Annotated in this window: 15 protein-coding genes; 5 read left to right on the top strand and 10 right to left on the bottom strand. The window is 59.7% G+C overall.

What is annotated here, in order from left to right; translation table 11 throughout:
• Positions 1 to 33: 33 nt before the first annotated feature.
• The 9 genes from dam to pilM form a co-directional block, all read right to left on the bottom strand.
• The gene (gene dam / locus K7H94_RS01220) at positions 34 to 846 is read right to left on the bottom strand and encodes an adenine-specific DNA-methyltransferase (RefSeq protein ID WP_021507424.1); all 813 of its coding nucleotides are present in this window, start codon (positions 844 to 846) and stop codon (positions 34 to 36) included.
• Between the two features lie 96 nt (positions 847 to 942).
• A complete protein-coding gene (locus K7H94_RS01215; RefSeq protein ID WP_166720021.1) occupies positions 943 to 1,971 on the bottom strand; it encodes an SPOR domain-containing protein in 1,029 nt (342 codons plus the stop codon).
• 94 nt (positions 1,972 to 2,065) lie between these two features.
• Positions 2,066 to 3,154 carry a 3-dehydroquinate synthase gene (gene aroB, locus K7H94_RS01210; RefSeq protein WP_058780177.1) on the bottom strand — a complete coding sequence of 363 codons (1,089 nt, stop codon included), beginning with the start codon at positions 3,152 to 3,154 and terminating at the stop codon, positions 2,066 to 2,068.
• A 39-nt stretch (positions 3,155 to 3,193) separates the two neighbouring features.
• Positions 3,194 to 3,715: a shikimate kinase AroK gene (gene aroK, locus K7H94_RS01205; protein WP_010617392.1), complete on the bottom strand. Its 522-nt coding sequence runs from the start codon at positions 3,713 to 3,715 to the stop codon at positions 3,194 to 3,196.
• A gap of 481 nt (positions 3,716 to 4,196) precedes the next feature.
• Positions 4,197 to 5,456: a DNA uptake porin HofQ gene (gene hofQ / locus K7H94_RS01200; RefSeq protein WP_141496740.1), complete on the bottom strand. Its 1,260-nt coding sequence runs from the start codon at positions 5,454 to 5,456 to the stop codon at positions 4,197 to 4,199.
• Complete coding sequence (locus K7H94_RS01195) at positions 5,398 to 5,778, bottom strand: HofP DNA utilization family protein (RefSeq protein ID WP_222951537.1); 381 nt, start codon at positions 5,776 to 5,778, stop codon at positions 5,398 to 5,400. Before K7H94_RS01195 ends, hofQ begins: the two co-directional genes overlap by 59 nt.
• Positions 5,768 to 6,256: a HofO family protein gene (locus K7H94_RS01190; RefSeq protein WP_222951536.1), complete on the bottom strand. Its 489-nt coding sequence runs from the start codon at positions 6,254 to 6,256 to the stop codon at positions 5,768 to 5,770. The genes K7H94_RS01195 and K7H94_RS01190 overlap by 11 nt, the downstream gene beginning before the upstream one ends.
• The gene (locus tag K7H94_RS01185) at positions 6,249 to 6,791 is read right to left on the bottom strand and encodes a PilN domain-containing protein (RefSeq protein ID WP_222951535.1); all 543 of its coding nucleotides are present in this window, start codon (positions 6,789 to 6,791) and stop codon (positions 6,249 to 6,251) included. The genes K7H94_RS01190 and K7H94_RS01185 overlap by 8 nt, the downstream gene beginning before the upstream one ends.
• A complete protein-coding gene (gene pilM / locus K7H94_RS01180; RefSeq protein WP_222951534.1) occupies positions 6,791 to 7,600 on the bottom strand; it encodes a type IV pilus biogenesis protein PilM in 810 nt (269 codons plus the stop codon). Before pilM ends, K7H94_RS01185 begins: the two co-directional genes overlap by 1 nt.
• A 148-nt stretch (positions 7,601 to 7,748) precedes the next feature.
• Here pilM and mrcA point away from each other — a divergent pair, with 148 nt between their 5' ends.
• Positions 7,749 to 10,298: a peptidoglycan glycosyltransferase/peptidoglycan DD-transpeptidase MrcA gene (gene mrcA, locus K7H94_RS01175; RefSeq protein WP_222951533.1), complete on the top strand. Its 2,550-nt coding sequence runs from the start codon at positions 7,749 to 7,751 to the stop codon at positions 10,296 to 10,298.
• An 83-nt stretch (positions 10,299 to 10,381) separates the two neighbouring features.
• Here mrcA and nudE read toward each other — a convergent pair whose 3' ends face one another.
• Entirely contained in the window at positions 10,382 to 10,948 is a 567-nt protein-coding gene (gene nudE, locus K7H94_RS01170) for an ADP compounds hydrolase NudE (protein ID WP_021507415.1), read from the bottom strand.
• A gap of 398 nt (positions 10,949 to 11,346) precedes the next feature.
• Here nudE and K7H94_RS01165 point away from each other — a divergent pair, with 398 nt between their 5' ends.
• The 4 genes from K7H94_RS01165 to pckA all read left to right on the top strand — a co-directional run bounded on the left by K7H94_RS01165 (position 11,347) and on the right by pckA (position 16,917).
• The gene (locus K7H94_RS01165; protein WP_021507414.1) at positions 11,347 to 13,488 is read left to right on the top strand and encodes an intracellular growth attenuator family protein; all 2,142 of its coding nucleotides are present in this window, start codon (positions 11,347 to 11,349) and stop codon (positions 13,486 to 13,488) included.
• 239 nt (positions 13,489 to 13,727) lie between these two features.
• The gene (gene hslR, locus K7H94_RS01160) at positions 13,728 to 14,129 is read left to right on the top strand and encodes a ribosome-associated heat shock protein Hsp15 (RefSeq protein ID WP_021507413.1); all 402 of its coding nucleotides are present in this window, start codon (positions 13,728 to 13,730) and stop codon (positions 14,127 to 14,129) included.
• A gap of 25 nt (positions 14,130 to 14,154) precedes the next feature.
• The gene (gene hslO, locus K7H94_RS01155; protein WP_222951532.1) at positions 14,155 to 15,027 is read left to right on the top strand and encodes an Hsp33 family molecular chaperone HslO; all 873 of its coding nucleotides are present in this window, start codon (positions 14,155 to 14,157) and stop codon (positions 15,025 to 15,027) included.
• Positions 15,028 to 15,297: 270 nt separating this feature from the next.
• Complete coding sequence (pckA, locus tag K7H94_RS01150) at positions 15,298 to 16,917, top strand: phosphoenolpyruvate carboxykinase (ATP) (protein WP_159378034.1); 1,620 nt, start codon at positions 15,298 to 15,300, stop codon at positions 16,915 to 16,917.
• Positions 16,918 to 17,004: the final 87 nt, after the last annotated feature.

The raw sequence follows: 17,004 nt of genomic DNA, 5'->3' as shown, positions 1-17,004 counted from the left end.
CTGGCGTGATGCGTTGGTCGCGGACGAAACAGGCTAGCGGAAAAGCGCCAGCAGTTCGTCAACCTGAGTGCGACCACTTATGCTTCGGCTGATGGAACGCCGGGCTTTAACTACGTGTAAATCCGCATGCTGATACCACTCGCGCGTCAGCAGGGTATCGTGGTTTGAAATCAGTACCGGGATGCGGCTCTCCTGCGCCAGCTTACTGGCCAGTTCCGCCAGATGCTGCTGCTCGCGCAGGCTAAAGCTGTTGGTGTGGTAAGCGGTAAAATTAGCCGTCGCCGACAGCGGCGCGTACGGCGGATCGCAATAAACCACTGAGCCTGCAGGGGCGTTGCCCAGAGTAACATCGTACGATTCACAGACAAAGGTGGCTTTTTGCGCCCGCTCGGCGAACCATAACAGTTCGGCTTCCGGGAAGTACGGCTTACGATAGCGACCAAAGGGCACATTAAATTCACCGCGCAGATTGTAACGGCACAGGCCGTTGTAACCGTGGCGGTTAAGATAAAGAAACAGCACGGCGCGCTGATAGGTATCCGTGCTGGCGTTGAACGCCGTACGCTGGGCGTAATAGGTTTCCGCCGTATTGCCGCTGGCGCTGAACAGCTGGCGCGCGTCTTCAATAAACGAGGCGGTGCGCGTTTTGACGATATTGTAGAGATTGATCAGATCACCGTTGATGTCCGCCAGGTGATAACGGTCATAATCGGTGTTGAGGAATACGGAACCGGCGCCGACAAAAGGTTCGATTAAACAATCACCTTGTGGCAGATGACGACGGATATCGTCAAGCAGCGGGTATTTCCCTCCGGCCCATTTCAGGAAAGCGCGATTTTTCTTCATGCTGTCGTGGCTATTACATCTTAATTATTGGCTGTGGCGAAACCGACAGCAGATCTGCGCTTAGAACGGGGCCGCAGCAGCGCGGCCCCACATCACTTACTGGCTCTCTTTCTTCACCTGGCTGAGCGGTTTAACCCACGGGTTCGCCGCACGCACTTCCGCCGGCAGTGAAGCTACCGCACGTTTGGCTTCGGCCGGTGTGGCATAAGCGCCGCTCACCAGCACGTACCACGGCTGGCCGTTACGCGTGGTTTTATACACGTGATAACCGCTCAGATTCTGTTTCTTCGCCCAGGCGTTCAGGCTCGCTTCTTTCGACGCACCGCTCAGCTGCAGCGTGTAGTTGCCGCCCGATGGCAGCGACTTGCTGGCACCGCCACTGCTGGCCGGCGCGCTGTTGTGCGCGGTGGTGGTGTGCGTTTTGTTCTCTTTCACTGCGGCCGGTTTGCTGGCAGCCGGGGTTTTGTGGCTGCTGCCGCTGCTGGCACCGAGGCTGCGTGGTGGCGTCTCAGCGCGTACCGCCGGCGGCGTGACCGCTTTGCCGGCGCTGCCGCTGACCGTTGCCGGTGCGGTAGGCAGCGAACTGTTGCCCTGTGCGCCCTGCGCCGCGGCATCAACGGAACCCTGCTGATTGTTCAGCGCGGTATTGAGATCGCCCGGCAGCGTTACGCGCTGCTGGTTGGCCGGTGTGTCAACCGGTGCTGCCTGAGTCGGCGTGGAGGAGACAGACGGCATGGAGATTGACTGACCGTCACTGCCGGCGGGTGCGGCGTTACCGGCGGTATTCTGCGGCGCACTGCCCTCAGCCGACGGCGTGGCATTCTGCTGGCCGCTCATGGCGGTTGAACCTGACAGGTCGATATTCTTTTCACTGCCGCCGCCAGCCGGTGCCGCGCTACCGGTGCTGGCGCTGTTGCTGGCCGGTTTTTTCTCGTCCGGGCCGGTCAGCGCGGAGCCAATGCCCAGCACCAGAATCAGCAGCACCAGAATGCCGATACCCATCATCATATGCTGACGGGAAACCGGTACTTTCGCTTTCGGCGCAGAAGACGATTTGCGAGGCCGCGTGGGACGGCGGTCACTGGCGTCAGGTTTTAACTCGTCTTCCGGTTTGAACTCATCCATTTAGCCTCCTCCGTAAAACGGCACGCTTCCCACGTGCCGCATCACTGCTCACTGTTCCCCCGCCGGACGGCAGCCCGACGTAGTCCGGGGATAATCAAGATACTTTGCAATCGTTAATCGCAGCCAGCACCATATCATGCGCCACGCCGCCGCGCACTTCGGAGCGGCCAATAGCGAGAGGCAGCACCAGACGCAGCTCGCCGCCGAGCACTTTTTTATCGCGCATCATGTGCGGCAGATAAGCTTCTGCCGTCATGCTGGCCGGGCCGTTAACCGGCAGGCCAGCACGCTGCAGCAGCGCAATAATGCGGTCAGTGTCGGCAGCGCTGAACTGACCCAGACGCTCAGCAGTGCGCGCCGCCATTACCATGCCCGCTGCAACCGCTTCACCGTGCAACCAGTTGCCGTAACCCATATGCGCTTCAATCGCATGGCCAAAAGTATGACCGAGATTGAGCAGCGCACGCAGGCCGGTTTCCCGCTCGTCGGCCGCCACCACGTCGGCTTTCAGCTCGCAGCAGCGGCGAATGCAGTAAGCCATGGCGGTGTTATCCAGCGCCAGCAGCGCATCAAGATTCTGCTCCAGCCACTGGAAAAATTCACCGTCGAGAATGATGCCGTATTTGATCACTTCCGCCAGACCGGAGGCCAGCTCGCGCGGCGGCAGCGTGGTGAGGCAGTCGGTATCGACCACCACCGAAGCCGGCTGGTAGAAAGCACCGATCATGTTTTTACCGAGGGGATGGTTCACCGCAGTTTTGCCCCCGACCGAGGAGTCAACCTGCGACAGTAAGGTGGTCGGCACCTGAATAAAGCGTACGCCGCGCTGGTAGCTGGCGGCCGCAAAACCGGTCAGATCGCCAATCACGCCACCGCCCAGCGCAATCAGCGTGGTGTCACGGCCGTGCGGCTTCTGCAGTAGTGCGGTGAAAACCTCGTCCATCACCGCCAGCGTTTTGTACTGCTCACCGTCGGGCAGAATCACCTGATCCACTTTCACCCCGGCGTTGCTCAGCAGCGTCGCGAGTTTGTCCAGATAGATCGGTGCCAGCGTCTGATTCGTCACCAGCATGGCATTGTCGCCGGCTTTCAGCGGCCAAAAAGAAGCCGGATCGTTAAACAGTCCGGCAGCGATGGTGATGGGGTAACTGCGATCCCCCAGTGAGACAGTGATCTTCTCCATGATGACCGATACCTATTGCTGAGCCCTCAGGGTGCTGGATTAATTTTTTTCCAGCATGTTGATGATCTGATTGGCGACAACTTTTGCACTTTGATCGTCAGTGCGAATGGTGACGTCAGCGATCTCTTCATAAAGCGGATTACGTTCGCCAGCCAGCGCTTCCAGTACTTCGCGCGGCGGTTCGTCAACCTGCAGCAGCGGACGCTTTTTATCACGCTGAGTGCGGGCAAGTTGCTTTTCGATGGTGGTTTCGAGGTAGACGACCACACCACGGGCGGAGAGACGATTACGGGTTTCACGGGATTTGACGGAGCCGCCACCGGTCGCCAGGACAATGCCCTGTTTCTCGGTCAGCTCGTTGATGATTTTCTCTTCACGATCGCGAAAACCGGCTTCGCCTTCCACATCAAATACCCAGCCTACATCCGCTCCGGTACGTCGCTCAATTTCCTGATCGGAATCGAAAAATTCCATATTGAGTTGCTGAGCTAACTGACGACCAATAGTGCTTTTGCCGGCACCCATCGGCCCAACCAGAAAGATATTGCGTTTCTCTGCCATTTTGTCGGTATTACTAAGAATTCGTTGATGATACCCCGCGTTCAGCACATTGCTGGCGGGACAGGAACTGAGACCTCATGAGCGTTAGCAAGAGTCAGACGGAAAATTATCTCAACACTCATGGCCGTTTGGCAACCGAATAAATTGCCCCCGGCGACCTTCAAACAGGACCGGTCTGTGGTTCGCGAGACGGTAACGCTCTTCCTTTTTTGCCATCCTTGTGCGCGCTACAGGTGCGCTGGCTGGGCCTGTCGCTCCCGACAGCTTACCTGCGTAAACTGTGGAATAGGTGCCGTTGCTGACGTCCTGTACCACCCAAAATTCGGGCATATTTCTTTCGATGTCAGTATCGCTTGTCACTGACACCCGCCGGAAGGTTATCCTGCCGCGTTCCGTTACACCGTTTTAAAATCGCTAAACCTTGTATGCTAATTCCTGCCCTGCGTCAACGCAGTTGGTCATATGGAGCGAATTTTCCGCTTTATCCGGCGGTAAGCGCTGCTTCCCTGACCAGTCGCGGCGTGATGAAGATCACCAGCTCACGTTTTTTGCGCTCGTCGGTCTGCTGACGAAACAGACTGCCGAGCAGCGGCACCTCGCCCAGCCACGGCACGCGCTTTTCGCCCTGGGTGCGCTGCTGCTGGAAAATACCGCCCAGCGCCAGCGTTTCACCGTCGCGCAGCGTCACCTGAGTGGCAATTTCCTGCTTATCAATGCTCAGCACCTGACTTTCCCCCATCGTCAGGCTGCGACCCGGCATATTCTGGCTCAGCCGCAGCGTGAGCTGAATACGCCCGTTGCCCAATACCACTGGCGTCACCTCCATGCCCAGCACCGCCTCTTTGAACTCAATCGCCGTCGCGCCACTGTTACCGGATTTCACCTCATAGGGAATTTCGGTGCCCTGCTTGATGGTGGCGGTCTGCTGGTGTGAGGTAAACAGCCGCGGGCTGGCGATGATTTCGATCTGGTTCTCCTGCTCCAGCGCGCTCAGCTCTAGGTTAAGCAGTTCGCCGCTCATCGGTCCGAGCGTGACGCCGGCGCGTATCGCCGGATTGCTCACCGTCAGCGGCACCAGCAGCTGCGGATTGCGCAGCGCCCCGGTGACGACATCGCCGGGTGCGGTGCTCCAGCTGACGCCGAGCTCGCGCAGATGCTCTTCATTGATGGTGACAATGTGCGCTGACAGCTCAACCTGCTCCAGCGGCAGATCCAGCGCCTGCAGCCAGCGCTCGGTGTCGCGCAGCGCCTGCGCGCTGTCCCGCAGCAACAGGCTGTTGGTACGGCTATCCACCGTCACGCTACCGCGCGGCGTCATCAGCGAGCGTTCCGCCTGCAGGCTGCGGTAGACATCGCTGGCACTGGCGTAGTGCAGCGTGACGGTGCGCTGCTCAAGCGGCGCCTGCAGCTGCTTCTCTTCACGCTCCGCCTGTGCCTGCTGTGCCTGTCGCTGCTGCCAGCTCTCCGGATAGACCAGCAGCACGCCCTCCTCCTGGATCACGGTGAGTTTCGCCAGCCGCGTGACCAGCGCCAGCGCACGCTCCCAGCCGACGTTATCGAGTCGCAGCGACAGCCGCCCCTCCACGCCCGGCGCGATCAGCAGATTAGTTTGCTGATAGTCAGCCAGCGCCTGCAAAATGCGCTCGACCGGCGCATCATCAAATACCAGGCTCAGGGGCTGATCAGCGGCGTGCAGCGGACTGCTCAGCGCCAGCCACAGCAGCAGCGTCATCCTTTTCATAAAATCCTCCTTTTATTACCCATGTGATGTGCTGCGGCGGACAGCTCTGCGTGGCGCTCAGTACCAGCGTATGTGCACTGAGCTGCGTTACCTGCCACGGTGCCAGCGGAAAAGCAGCCGGTGCGCTCAGCCGCTGACGTTTGCCCTGCGGTGAAACCAGCCAGGCCACAAAGTGCGGCGCGCGACCAATGATGCCCTGTAATCGCCAGCCCTGCGGTACGGCAGCGGGCGCCTGACACTGGCTGGCAGCCAGCGGCTGGAACGGATCGCGCGCCAGCGCCCAGCTGCTGCACAGCAGTAACACCAGTGCGCTACTCCGCATCGTCACTCTCCAGCCAGAACTCGCTGTGTAACACGCCCTGCTCCGCCTGCAGCTGAAAACGCTGTGGCACCGCTAACGCCGTCGCAGCCAGCCCGCTGAACAGCGGCAGAAATTGCGGCCAGCTCAGGCGCAGCGCCAGCTGCTGTGGCTGGCTGTCCGGATGCCAGGCCTCGAGCTGATTGCCGCGCGCTGCCACCAGTTGCTCTAACGATACGGACGCCGCCGTTGCCGCTGGCTGCAGCGTTGCGATCTCCGCCTGAAGCTGTCCGATGGCCGGTCGCGCGTCCAGCTGCTGCTGACGTTGCTGGTGCTGCTGCGCCAGTTGTGACAACTGCTGTTGCAGCGTGCTGAATTGCTGCTGTTGCGGACGCAGCAGCAGTAGCCACGCCAGCCCGAGTAACAGCAGCGCCAGCAGTTGCAGGCTGGCTATTCGCCACGTCAGTGCCAGCTGCAGCCAGCGCTGGATGAGTTCATTCATCGGTCGCCTCCTGCAGCCGGGCACGCAGCGCGAAGCGGTAATCTCCCTGCGCCTGACGCTGTACGCTGCCCTGCTTCACCGCCGCAAACAGCGGCTGCGTCTGCAGTTGATGGCGGAACGCGCTGACATCAGCCAGGCTCTGCGCCAGGCCGTCCAGCACCAGTTGCCCCTGTCGCCGCTCCACGCGACTCAGCCACAGCGTCTCCGGCATCAGCGCGGGCAGTTGCTGCCAGAACTGCTGCCAGCGTTGATGCTGCAGCAGCCGCTGTTGCTGCGCCTGCTGCCTGCGTAACAGATCATCCCGCTGCGCCATCAGCGTTTGCTGTTGCGCCAGCCGCTGCTGTATCTGCTGGAGCTGTATTGTCATATCGGTGTGCTGCCGGGCTGCATGCTGGAGCCGCTGTTCAGCGCGCCACCACAGCAGCAGCGTGAGTAACAGCGTTACCAGCAGCACGGCAACCAGCAGCGCCACACTGTGCTGGCGGCGTAGCAGCAACTGCTGTGCCCGCCACGGGAGCAAATTGACCGCCAGCATCAGTAATCCTCCGGACGCAGCGCCAGGCCTAGCGCGATCGCCAGCGCGCCCGCCTCTGCCGGTAGCGGCGGTTGCAGATAATGCAGCAGCGCCAGCGGCTTACAGCGCTGCACTTCCGCCTCCGGCAACGCCTGCGGTGAGGTGCAAAACACCGCTTGTGCCTGGGGAAAGGTGTCACGCAGATGGGCGAGCGTCAGGGGTTCGGTCGCCGCGCCGCAGGCGCTATTTTCGCCGGCCAGCGTCCACAGCCAGTGGTCGCTGAGCGGATGGATCAGCAGCTGATGCGGGCGCAGCGGAACGCGCATGGCGATCTGCGTCAGCGCCAGACTGCTCAGCTCAAACACGTCGGGGCGCAGTCCGGCCTGCTGCAGCGGCGCCAGCCACTGGGCGATGACGTCGCGGCGCGCGGCGGTGACGTGCAGCTGGCTGGCGCTGCCACCCAGCCGGTAATCCAGCGACAGCGAGGCGGCTTCGACCGGGAACAGGCGTGATGCGGACGCGTTAACGTAGCGGCTGAGCGCCGGCTCGCGTAACGAGGTCTCTGGCAACGGCAGCGTACGCTGCAGCACCAGTTGCGGCGGCAGGCCAACGCGCAATGAGTAGCGCCTGGGTAAATGACGCTGCCAGCGCACCAACATCTCCTGTAACACTGGCGAGGTTTGCAACACGCCGTTGCGTAACGTATCGTGCGGCAGCGGCTGCTGCCACCAGTGTCGCAGCTGCCATCCGTGACGGCGTCGTTCAATGCCAAGGGCGCAGAGTTGCCCGTTCTGGATGTCCAGTCCAATTTGCCAGCGCTGAAAAGCCATGCGCGCGATCTCCTTATCGTTACAGGAAAAAGGATGATTACCCGCATTGCATGAAGAATGACGGGTATATCAAAGCGTCAGGCTTGCCTTTATACTACCGCGCGATTGTTTATAAACTGCCCAAACGCCAACAGATGGGAATTCTCAGGTGAAGTTCGTAAAGTATTTATTGATCCTTGCAGTGTGTTGCATTTTGCTGGGAGCCGGCACGGTTTATGGTTTGTACAAATACATAGAGCCGCAGCTGCCTGATGTGAACACATTGAAAGATGTGCGCCTGCAAACCCCGATGCAGGTTTACAGCGCGGATGGCGAGCTGATCGCCCAGTACGGTGAAAAGCGCCGTATCCCGCTCACCCTGCAACAGATGCCGCCTGAGCTAATCAAAGCGTTTATCGCCACCGAAGACAGCCGCTTTTATGAGCATCACGGCGTCGACCCGGTGGGGATTTTCCGCGCCGCCAGCATCGCGCTGGTCTCCGGCCATGCCTCGCAGGGCGCCAGTACCATTACGCAGCAGCTGGCGCGTAACTTCTTCCTCAGCCCTGAACGCACGCTGATGCGTAAAATCAAGGAAGCCTTCCTGGCGATTCGCATCGAGCAGTTGCTGAGTAAGGATGAAATCCTTGAGCTGTATCTGAATAAAATCTATCTCGGCTATCGCGCTTACGGCGTCGGTGCGGCGGCGCAGGTGTACTTCGGTAAACCGGTCGATCAGCTGTCGCTGAGTGAGATGGCGATGATCGCCGGCCTGCCGAAAGCGCCGTCGACCTTTAACCCGCTCTATTCACACGCCCGTGCGCTGGCGCGTCGTAACGTGGTGCTGGCTCGCATGCTGGATCAGAACTACATCACGCAGCAGCAGTATAACGACGCGCGCAACACACCGCTGACCGCCAGCTATCACGGCCCGGAAATTGCCTTCTCTGCACCGTATCTCACTGAGCTCGTGCGTCAGGAGATGGTGAAACGCTACGGCGACAGCGCCTATGACGATGGCTACAAGGTGTATACCACCGTGACCCGCCATCTGCAGGAAGCCGCACAGCAGGCGGTGCGCAACAACGTGATGGCGTACGATATGCGTCACGGCTATCGCGGTCCGACCAACGTGCTGTGGAAAGTGGGCGAAGCCAGCTGGGATCACACCCGCATCGTCAACGCGCTGAAAGATCTGCCGGTCTACGGTCCGCTGAACGCCGCCGTGGTCACCAGCGCCAGCGCCGACGAAGCCACCGCCATGCTGAAAGATGGCAGCAGCATTTCGCTGACCTTAGCCGGCGTACGCTGGGCGCGTCCGTATAAATCCGACACCCTGCAGGGCCCGACGCCGCGCAGCGTCACTCAGGTGCTGCAGGCTGGCCAGCAGATTTGGGTACGTAAAGTCGGGGATGCATGGTGGCTGGGACAGGTGCCGCTGGTGAACTCGGCGCTGGTGTCGCTTAATCCGGAAGACGGTGCGGTACGCGCGCTGGTGGGCGGTTTTGACTTCAACCAGAGTATGTTCAACCGCGCCACCCAGGCGCTGCGTCAGGTCGGCTCGAACATCAAGCCGTTCCTGTATACCGCCGCCATGGACCGCGGCCTGACGCTGGCCTCCATCCTCAACGACGTGCCGATTTCACGCTGGGATGCCGGTGCCGGCGCAGACTGGCGACCAAAAAACTCGCCGCCGACTTATGCGGGTCCGATTCGTTTACGCCAGGGGCTGGGTGAGTCGAAAAACGTGGTAATGGTGCGCGCGATGCGTGCCATGGGCGTTGATTACGCCGCTGAGTATCTGCAGCGCTTTGGCTTCCCGGCGCAGAACATTATCCATACCGAGTCGCTGGCTCTGGGCGCCGCATCCTTCACGCCAATGCAGGTGGCGCGCGGCTATGCGGTGATGGCCAACGGCGGCTTCCTGGTTGATCCTTACTTCATCGCGAAGATCGAGAACGAACAGGGCGGCGTGATTTTCCAGGCGCAGCCGAAGATCGCCTGCCCGCAGTGCAATCTGCCGGTGATCTATGGCGACACCAAAAAGTCGGTGGCGCTGAATGAAGAGAGCGTGGAAAACGTTGCCACCTCGAATCAGCAGCAGAATCAGACCGTGCCGCAGCCCGAGCTGGAGCAGGTACCGGCGCAGCCGCAGCCGGCCGGCGATCAGCAGTATGCGCCGCACGTGATCAACACGCCGCTGGCGTTCCTGATCAAGAGCGCGCTGAACTCTAACATCTTCGGTGAACCGGGCTGGATGGGAACCGGCTGGCGTGCCGGTCGCGATCTGAAGCGCAACGATATCGGCGGCAAAACCGGTACCACCAACAGTTCCAAAGATGCCTGGTTCTCCGGTTATGGTCCGGGCGTGGTGACGTCGGTGTGGATTGGCTTCGATGATTCGCGCGCGCTGGGACGCACCACGGTATCGGGTGCGATTCCGGATCAGATCTCCGGCTACGAAGGCGGCGCGAAGAGTGCGCAGCCGGCATGGGATGATTACATGAAAGTGGCACTGGATGGTGTGCCGGTGCAGCCGCTGACACCGCCGGACGGCGTGGTGACGGTGACCATTGACCGCAGCACCGGCAAGCTGGCCAACGGTGGCGGCAACACCCGTCAGGAGTACTTCATTAACGGCACCCAGCCGACCGAGTATTCGGTGCATGATGTGGGCACCACCATCATGGACAACGGTGAAAGCCACGAACTGTTTTGATCAAAAAAGCCGGGGGAAATCCCCGGCTTTTTGTTTTTGCCACGTGCGACTCTCCGCGCCTTTTATTGCGCCGCCAGGTGTCCTCAATAACTCAACCGCCCCTGCTTCACCAGCCACTCACGCACCATGAACAGCGCGCTGACGTTACGCGCCTCGCGAAAATCCGGCTCTTCCAGCAGCGCCAGCAGATTGCTGAGCGGCCAGCGGCGTACAATCAGCGGCTCCGGCTCATCCCCTTCCAGCTTCTCTTCGTACAACCCTTCAGCTACCACGATATTCATCTTGCTGGAGAAATAGGACGGCGCCATGGTGAGTTTGCCCAGCGCTTCCAGCTGATGCGCGCCAAAGCCCACTTCTTCTTTCAGCTCACGGTTGGCGGCTTCAAAAGCGCTTTCACCCGGATCGATTAAACCTTTCGGGAAGCCCAGCTCATAGGTTTCCAGTCCGACGGCGTACTCCTGGATCAGGATCACGTCATCGCCAATGATCGGCACAATCATCACCGCTTCACGATCGGAGGGCTTCATGCGCTCATAGACGCGACGCGCACCGTTGCTGAAGGCGAGATCAACCGCTTCGATGGTAAACAGGCGGGAGCGGGCCACCGCTTCCACGTTGAGGATGTCAGGTTTTTTCAGGGGAGTGGTCATATCAGCCTCAAACTTAGCACAGCCTTGTGAAACGCGATGACGTCAGCATACCGAAGCCCGCGGCATTGTGCGACACGCAGCGCGGGTCAATCATGGTGACATACATTTGTCCGCTGCCGCTAACAACTTCTTGTTATCTGCACAGTAAGATTTTCACAATAAGTCAACGGGGTAGCAGCAAATTCGGATAATACCGATGTTTAATTGAGGGGCTTGTGAGTACCATCCCGTTAAGGAATAATCTAACAAATTTATAATACAATGATTTTGCGCGGTATTTTGTTTCATTTGCCTCTTGTCAGAATGACTTCTGCTCGCCAAAATTGACTCGTATTGCAGGTTTTACCGGGAGCACATCGTAAACGTGACGGCAGTTTTTTGGCTGGATTGAGCAAAGCATGAGCACTCTTATCGTCATTCTGGCTGTCATGCTGGCCTGTTCGTTAGTGGCCGGAATCGGCTACTGGTACGCTATGCGGCATCGTCCGCCGTTGGCGAAACCACTGCCGTTTATCAGTCCGCCCTGCCGTAAACTCACCGATGAAGAACGCGCTGCCGTTGAGAAGTATATTGCGTCGCTGGGTAAAGCGCGTCAGCACAGCAGCGGGCGATCGACCCGATCGTCACGGGAACCCGAAGCGCTGGCGCTGACCGCACAGAGCAATAATGTTTATCCCGTTACCCGCTCCATCACCCGTTACGGCCTCTCCACTGACGATCCCCACAAATGGCGCTACTACCTGGATGAAGTCGAGGTGCATCTGCCGCCGCTGTGGGAGCAGTACATCGCTGAAGAAAACTACGTCGAGCTGATCCGCACCCAGACCCTGCCGCTGGTGATCTCGCTCAACGGCCACTCGCTGGTGAACTATGCGGTGGAACAACCGGCGCTGCCGCCGCTGGTGCGGCCGATGTCGACCAACGCTTCGATTCGTAAAGAGGAGAGCGAAAACGTCGAGCTGCTGCAGGTGCGCAAAGAGTCGCCGGAAGAGTATCAGCTCTCGCGCGCCGACGGCACACGTGAAGCAAGCGCCATTTGCTGCGCCTTCCTGCTGTTTTTCCTCAGCCTGGTGCTGCCCGGCAGCCTGATGCTGTGGATTGCGCTGCCCGCCGGCGCGATCGTCGCTGTCAGCCTGTGGTTTATGTACCGATTCCCCGGTGAAAAAGGGCTGCGCGATGTGCACTGTCTGCGCGGCGCACCGAAGCGCTGGGGCCTGTTTGGTGAATCCAATCAGGAGCAGAGCAACATTTCGCTCGGCATCATCGACTTAATCTATCCGGCACACTGGCAGCCTTATGTGGCGCACGACCTGGGCCAGGTGACGGATGTGGATATCTACCTGAATCGTCAGGTGGTACGCCAGGGGCGCTTCCTGTCGCTGCAGGATGAAGTCCGCAACTTCCCGGTACAGCGCTGGCGTAAAAACCTGGTGCTGGCGTGCGGTTCGCTGCTGGTGCTGGTGATGCTGGTGAGCTGGATTCCGCTCAGCATGCCGATCAAACTCAGCCTCGCCTGGCTGAAAGGCACCGAAAGTGTGGAAGTGAACAGCGTCGATAAACTCACTGCCCTGCCGCTGCACATTGGCGATAGCCTGAAAGTGAGCGGCACCGGCATGTGCTCGGTTCCGGGCAATTACCAGAGCAACCGCAGCTACGGCTACATGCCGTTCGACTGCTCGGCGATTTACTGGAACAACGCTGCGCCGCTGCCGCTGCCGCAGTCCGACATCATCGACAAAGCCGCCGCGCTGCTGGAGACCACCACGCAGCAGCTGCATCCGGAAACCAACACCGACCCGAAACTGAACCCACAGCTGGCGTCGGCGATTCAGAAATCAGGCATGATTCTGCTGGATGATTTCTCCGATCTGGTGCTGAAAACCCAGCAGCTGTGCAGCCAGCAGCAGGACTGCGTGCGCCTGAAAAATGCGCTGGTCAACCTCGGTAACGCCAAAGACTGGGATACGCTGATTCACCGTGCGGATTCCGGCAAGCTCAACGGCATGAATGTGCTGCTGCGCCCGGTAAGCGCCGAAGCGCTGGAGAATCTGGTGAATACCGCCACCTCAACCTTCTTCTCGCGGGAGACGCGTCGCGCGGCGGAAACCCTGAACAGCCCGCCGCCGGGCGGATTCCTGATCATTAGCGATGAAGGCCGGCAGATGGTGAACCAGCCGCAGCCGTCGGTGGCGCTGTTCGATCTCGACGCCCCTTCACAATGGCACGAACTGCAGCGCCTGTCCGGCATGCTGCTGCACACGCCGTTTGCCGCCAGCGGTATCATTACCAGCATCACCACCGATGCCAATGGCACGCGCCACATCGCCCTGCACAACGAGCCCGACGCCATGGCGCAGTGGCGCTATCTGGGCACCGCGCTGCTGATGCTGGTGCTGATTGTCAGCGCCGTCAGCAACGGCCTGCTGGCGCTGCGCCGTATCCACCGCAACCGCCTGCGTATGGCGCAGATTCAGCAGTATTACGACAAGTGCTTTAACCACAACCTCAGCACTATGCAGAGCGTGCGCTCGCTGTTCTGACCCTCCGCCTTCTGTGCTACCCTGTCGCCCTGTTTTTCAGGGCGGAAAACAAAATGCCGATTACGCTTAAGGGATTGGCGATGGATCGGCAGCCCGCAACGGCACCTCGCCCTTGATTTATCACGTTGTACCCATACCTTTGGGTATCCGGCACCGGCCCGATCCATCTTTCCGGCGTCATGCGACCGTGTGCGACCGATCGCCACACGGCGCGACGCAGCGTAACAGCAGGAGCCGCAATGAAAGAGAAAACCAGTGAAGGCGTCCGCCTTGATAAATGGCTGTGGGCCGCGCGCTTCTATAAAACCCGCGCGCTGGCTCGCGACATGATTGAAGGCGGCAAAGTGCATTACAACGGCCAGCGCAGCAAACCGGGCAAAGTGGTCGAACTGCAGGCCGAGCTGACGCTGCGTCAGGGCAACGATGAGCGCACGGTGATTATCACCGCCATCGGCGACCAGCGGCGTCCGGCCAGCGAAGCGCAGCAGATGTACGCGGAGACGGCCGCCAGCATCGAAAAGCGCGAAAAGAACGCGCTGGCGCGCAAAATGAATGCCCTGACCATGCCGCATCCCGATCGTCGCCCGGATAAAAAAGAGCGCCGCGATCTGCTGAAATTTAAATTGTCGGGCGATGAATAACTCGCGCCCCCACGAGAGAAACCTTATGTCTGTTCAAGATCAACTGCATCGTTACCTGTTTGAAAACGTCGCCGTGCGCGGCGAGCTGGTCAACGCATCTCAAACCTGGCGCGACATCGTGCAGAACCACGACTACGCCGAGCCGGTCAAAACGCTGCTGGGCGAACTGCTGGTTGCCACCAGCCTGCTCACCGCTACGCTGAAATTTGACGGCGACATCACCGTGCAGCTGCAGGGCGATGGCCCGCTGAGCATGGCGGTGATCAACGGGAATAATCGCCAGGAGCTGCGCGGCGTGGCGCGGCTGAAAGAGGATGCGGAGATCGCCGCCGGCAGCAGCCTGAAGCAGATGGTGGGTAACGGTTATCTGGTGATCACCATTTCGCCTGAGAAAGGCGAGCGCTATCAGGGCGTGGTTGGCCTGGAAGCCGATACGCTGGCGGGCTGTCTGGAAGATTACTTCATGCGTTCTGAGCAGCTGCCAACCCGCCTGTTCATTCGCACCAGCGAGAAAGGCGCAGCCGGTATTCTGCTGCAGGTGCTGCCCGCGCAGGAGCCCAACCTGGATGACTTCAACCATCTGGCCACGTTAACCGAAACCGTGAAGACCGAAGAGCTGATTGAGCTGCCCGCGACTGACGTACTGTGGCGTCTCTATCATCAGGAAGAAGCCACGGTTTACGATCCGGCGCCGGTCAGCTTCAAATGCACCTGCTCGCGCGAACGCTGCGGTGAAGTGCTGAAAACGCTGCCGCCAGAGGAAGTGGATGAGATTCTGGCCGAAGACGGCAAAATCGATATGCACTGCGACTACTGCGGCACACACTACGTGTACGACGCCGTGGATATTGCTGCTATCCGTAACGCTCCCTCCGGCAATAGCGATCAACTGCATTAATCAGCAAACGGGCGGTGACGCCGCCCGTATTTTCCGCCGGCGTAGCGCTATGATTTTTCACGGAAATTAACTAATTTACGCTAACTTTAGTTTCATAAGTGGCAGATTTCTCTACTTGTCACGTTCCAGCTCGCATTTTTAACTCTCTTCACTTTTCCACCTCGCTCAGACGTGTACACTGCGCGCGATCTGCCCTGTGCGGCTATGCGCAGCAGGACGCAGAAACCCTCATAAAAAATGCCATGAAGTACCGATTTAAGGAGCAGTCACATGCGCGTTAACGGCCTGACATCGCAAGACCTCGAAACGCTCGGAATTAGCGGCACCACCGAGGTGGTGTACAACCCTGATTACGCCACGTTATTTCAGGAAGAAACCCGCCCGGAGCTGGAAGGTTACGCGCGCGGCACCCTGACGCAGAGCGGTGCCATTGCCGTGGATACCGGCATCTTCACCGGACGTTCGCCGAAAGATAAATACATCGTGCGTGATGACACCACGCGTGACACGCTGTGGTGGAACGATGTTGGCAACGGCAAGAACGACAACCAGCCGCTGTCACAGGAAACCTGGCAGGCGCTGAAAGATCGCTGCACGCAACAGCTTTCCGGCAAGCGCCTGTTTGTGATTGACGCCTTCTGCGGCGCCAACCCGGATACCCGCCTCAGCGTGCGTTTCGTGATGGAAGTGGCGTGGCAGGCGCATTTCGTCAAAAACATGTTTATCCGTCCGACTGAAGCCGAACTGGCTGAGTTTACGCCGGATTTCGTGGTGATGAACGCAGCGCAGTGCACCAATCCGGACTGGCAGGCGCAGGGGCTGCATTCCGAGAATTTTGTCGCCTTTAACCTGACCGAACGCATGCAGCTGATCGGCGGTACCTGGTACGGCGGCGAGATGAAAAAAGGCCTGTTCGCCATCATGAACTATCTGCTGCCATTGAAGGGTATCGCCTCGATGCACTGCTCGGCCAACGTCGGCAAAGCGGGCGACGTGGCGGTGTTCTTTGGCCTGTCCGGTACTGGTAAAACCACGCTCTCTACCGATCCGGATCGTCAGTTGATCGGCGACGATGAACACGGCTGGGACGACGACGGCGTCTTTAACTTCGAAGGCGGCTGCTACGCCAAAACCATCAATCTGTCAGAGCAGGCTGAGCCGGAGATTTACCGCGCGATTCGCCGCGATGCGCTGCTGGAGAACGTGGTGGTGCGCGCTGACGGCACGGTCGATTACGCCGACGCCAGCAAGACGGAAAACACCCGCGTGTCTTACCCAATCGAGCACATCGAAAACATCGTGCAGCCGGTGTCGAAAGCGGGCCACGCGAAGAAGGTCATCTTCCTGACCGCCGATGCGTTTGGCGTACTGCCACCGGTTTCGCGTCTGACGCCGGAGCAAACCCAGTACCACTTCCTGTCCGGCTTTACCGCCAAGCTGGCCGGCACCGAGCGCGGTGTGACGCAGCCCACCCCAACCTTCTCCGCCTGTTTTGGCGCGGCGTTCCTGACGCTGCATCCAACGCAGTACTCGGATGTGCTGGTGAAACGTATGGAGGCGTCCGGCGCGCAGGCCTATCTGGTGAATACCGGCTGGAACGGCAGCGGCAAGCGCATTTCGCTGAAAGACACGCGCGCTATCATCAACGCGATTCTGGCCGGTGAGCTGGATGAAGCGGAGACCGTGACGCTGCCGGTGTTCAATCTGCAGGTGCCCACCACGCTGGCACAGGTGGACGATGCCATTCTCGATCCGCGCCGCAGCTGGCCTGACGCCGCCGCCTGGCAGCAGGCTGCCGAAGCACTGGCGCAGCGCTTTATCACCAATTTCGAGAAGTACACCGATAACGATGCCGGTAAGGCGCTGGTGCAGGCCGGCCCGCAGCTGTGAAGTAGCCCAGCCGCCACAACGGCGGCTTAGCGATGGCACATTTCGTCGCGGCGCGATTTATCGCGCATGCCTGCAGCGGTAATATCG

The sequence above is a fragment of the Pantoea dispersa genome (assembly GCF_019890955.1).
Taxonomy (GTDB): domain Bacteria; phylum Pseudomonadota; class Gammaproteobacteria; order Enterobacterales; family Enterobacteriaceae; genus Pantoea; species Pantoea dispersa.
This window is presented reverse-complemented; position numbering and strand designations above follow the sequence as displayed.

Excerpts from the sequence above, each read along its gene's own strand:
- dam (WP_021507424.1), bottom strand. The coding sequence starts at position 846 with ATGAAGAAAAATCGCGCTTTCCTGAAATGGGCCGGAGGGAAATACCCG.
- K7H94_RS01215 (WP_166720021.1), bottom strand. The coding sequence starts at position 1,971 with ATGGATGAGTTCAAACCGGAAGACGAGTTAAAACCTGACGCCAGTGAC.
- aroB (WP_058780177.1), bottom strand. The coding sequence starts at position 3,154 with ATGGAGAAGATCACTGTCTCACTGGGGGATCGCAGTTACCCCATCACC.
- aroK (WP_010617392.1), bottom strand. The coding sequence starts at position 3,715 with ATGGCAGAGAAACGCAATATCTTTCTGGTTGGGCCGATGGGTGCCGGC.
- hofQ (WP_141496740.1), bottom strand. The coding sequence starts at position 5,456 with ATGAAAAGGATGACGCTGCTGCTGTGGCTGGCGCTGAGCAGTCCGCTG.
- K7H94_RS01195 (WP_222951537.1), bottom strand. The coding sequence starts at position 5,778 with ATGCGGAGTAGCGCACTGGTGTTACTGCTGTGCAGCAGCTGGGCGCTG.
- K7H94_RS01190 (WP_222951536.1), bottom strand. The coding sequence starts at position 6,256 with ATGAATGAACTCATCCAGCGCTGGCTGCAGCTGGCACTGACGTGGCGA.
- K7H94_RS01185 (WP_222951535.1), bottom strand. The coding sequence starts at position 6,791 with ATGCTGGCGGTCAATTTGCTCCCGTGGCGGGCACAGCAGTTGCTGCTA.
- pilM (WP_222951534.1), bottom strand. The coding sequence starts at position 7,600 with ATGGCTTTTCAGCGCTGGCAAATTGGACTGGACATCCAGAACGGGCAA.
- nudE (WP_021507415.1), bottom strand. The coding sequence starts at position 10,948 with ATGACCACTCCCCTGAAAAAACCTGACATCCTCAACGTGGAAGCGGTG.
- K7H94_RS01165 (WP_021507414.1), top strand. The coding sequence starts at position 11,347 with ATGAGCACTCTTATCGTCATTCTGGCTGTCATGCTGGCCTGTTCGTTA.
- hslR (WP_021507413.1), top strand. The coding sequence starts at position 13,728 with ATGAAAGAGAAAACCAGTGAAGGCGTCCGCCTTGATAAATGGCTGTGG.
- hslO (WP_222951532.1), top strand. The coding sequence starts at position 14,155 with ATGTCTGTTCAAGATCAACTGCATCGTTACCTGTTTGAAAACGTCGCC.
- pckA (WP_159378034.1), top strand. The coding sequence starts at position 15,298 with ATGCGCGTTAACGGCCTGACATCGCAAGACCTCGAAACGCTCGGAATT.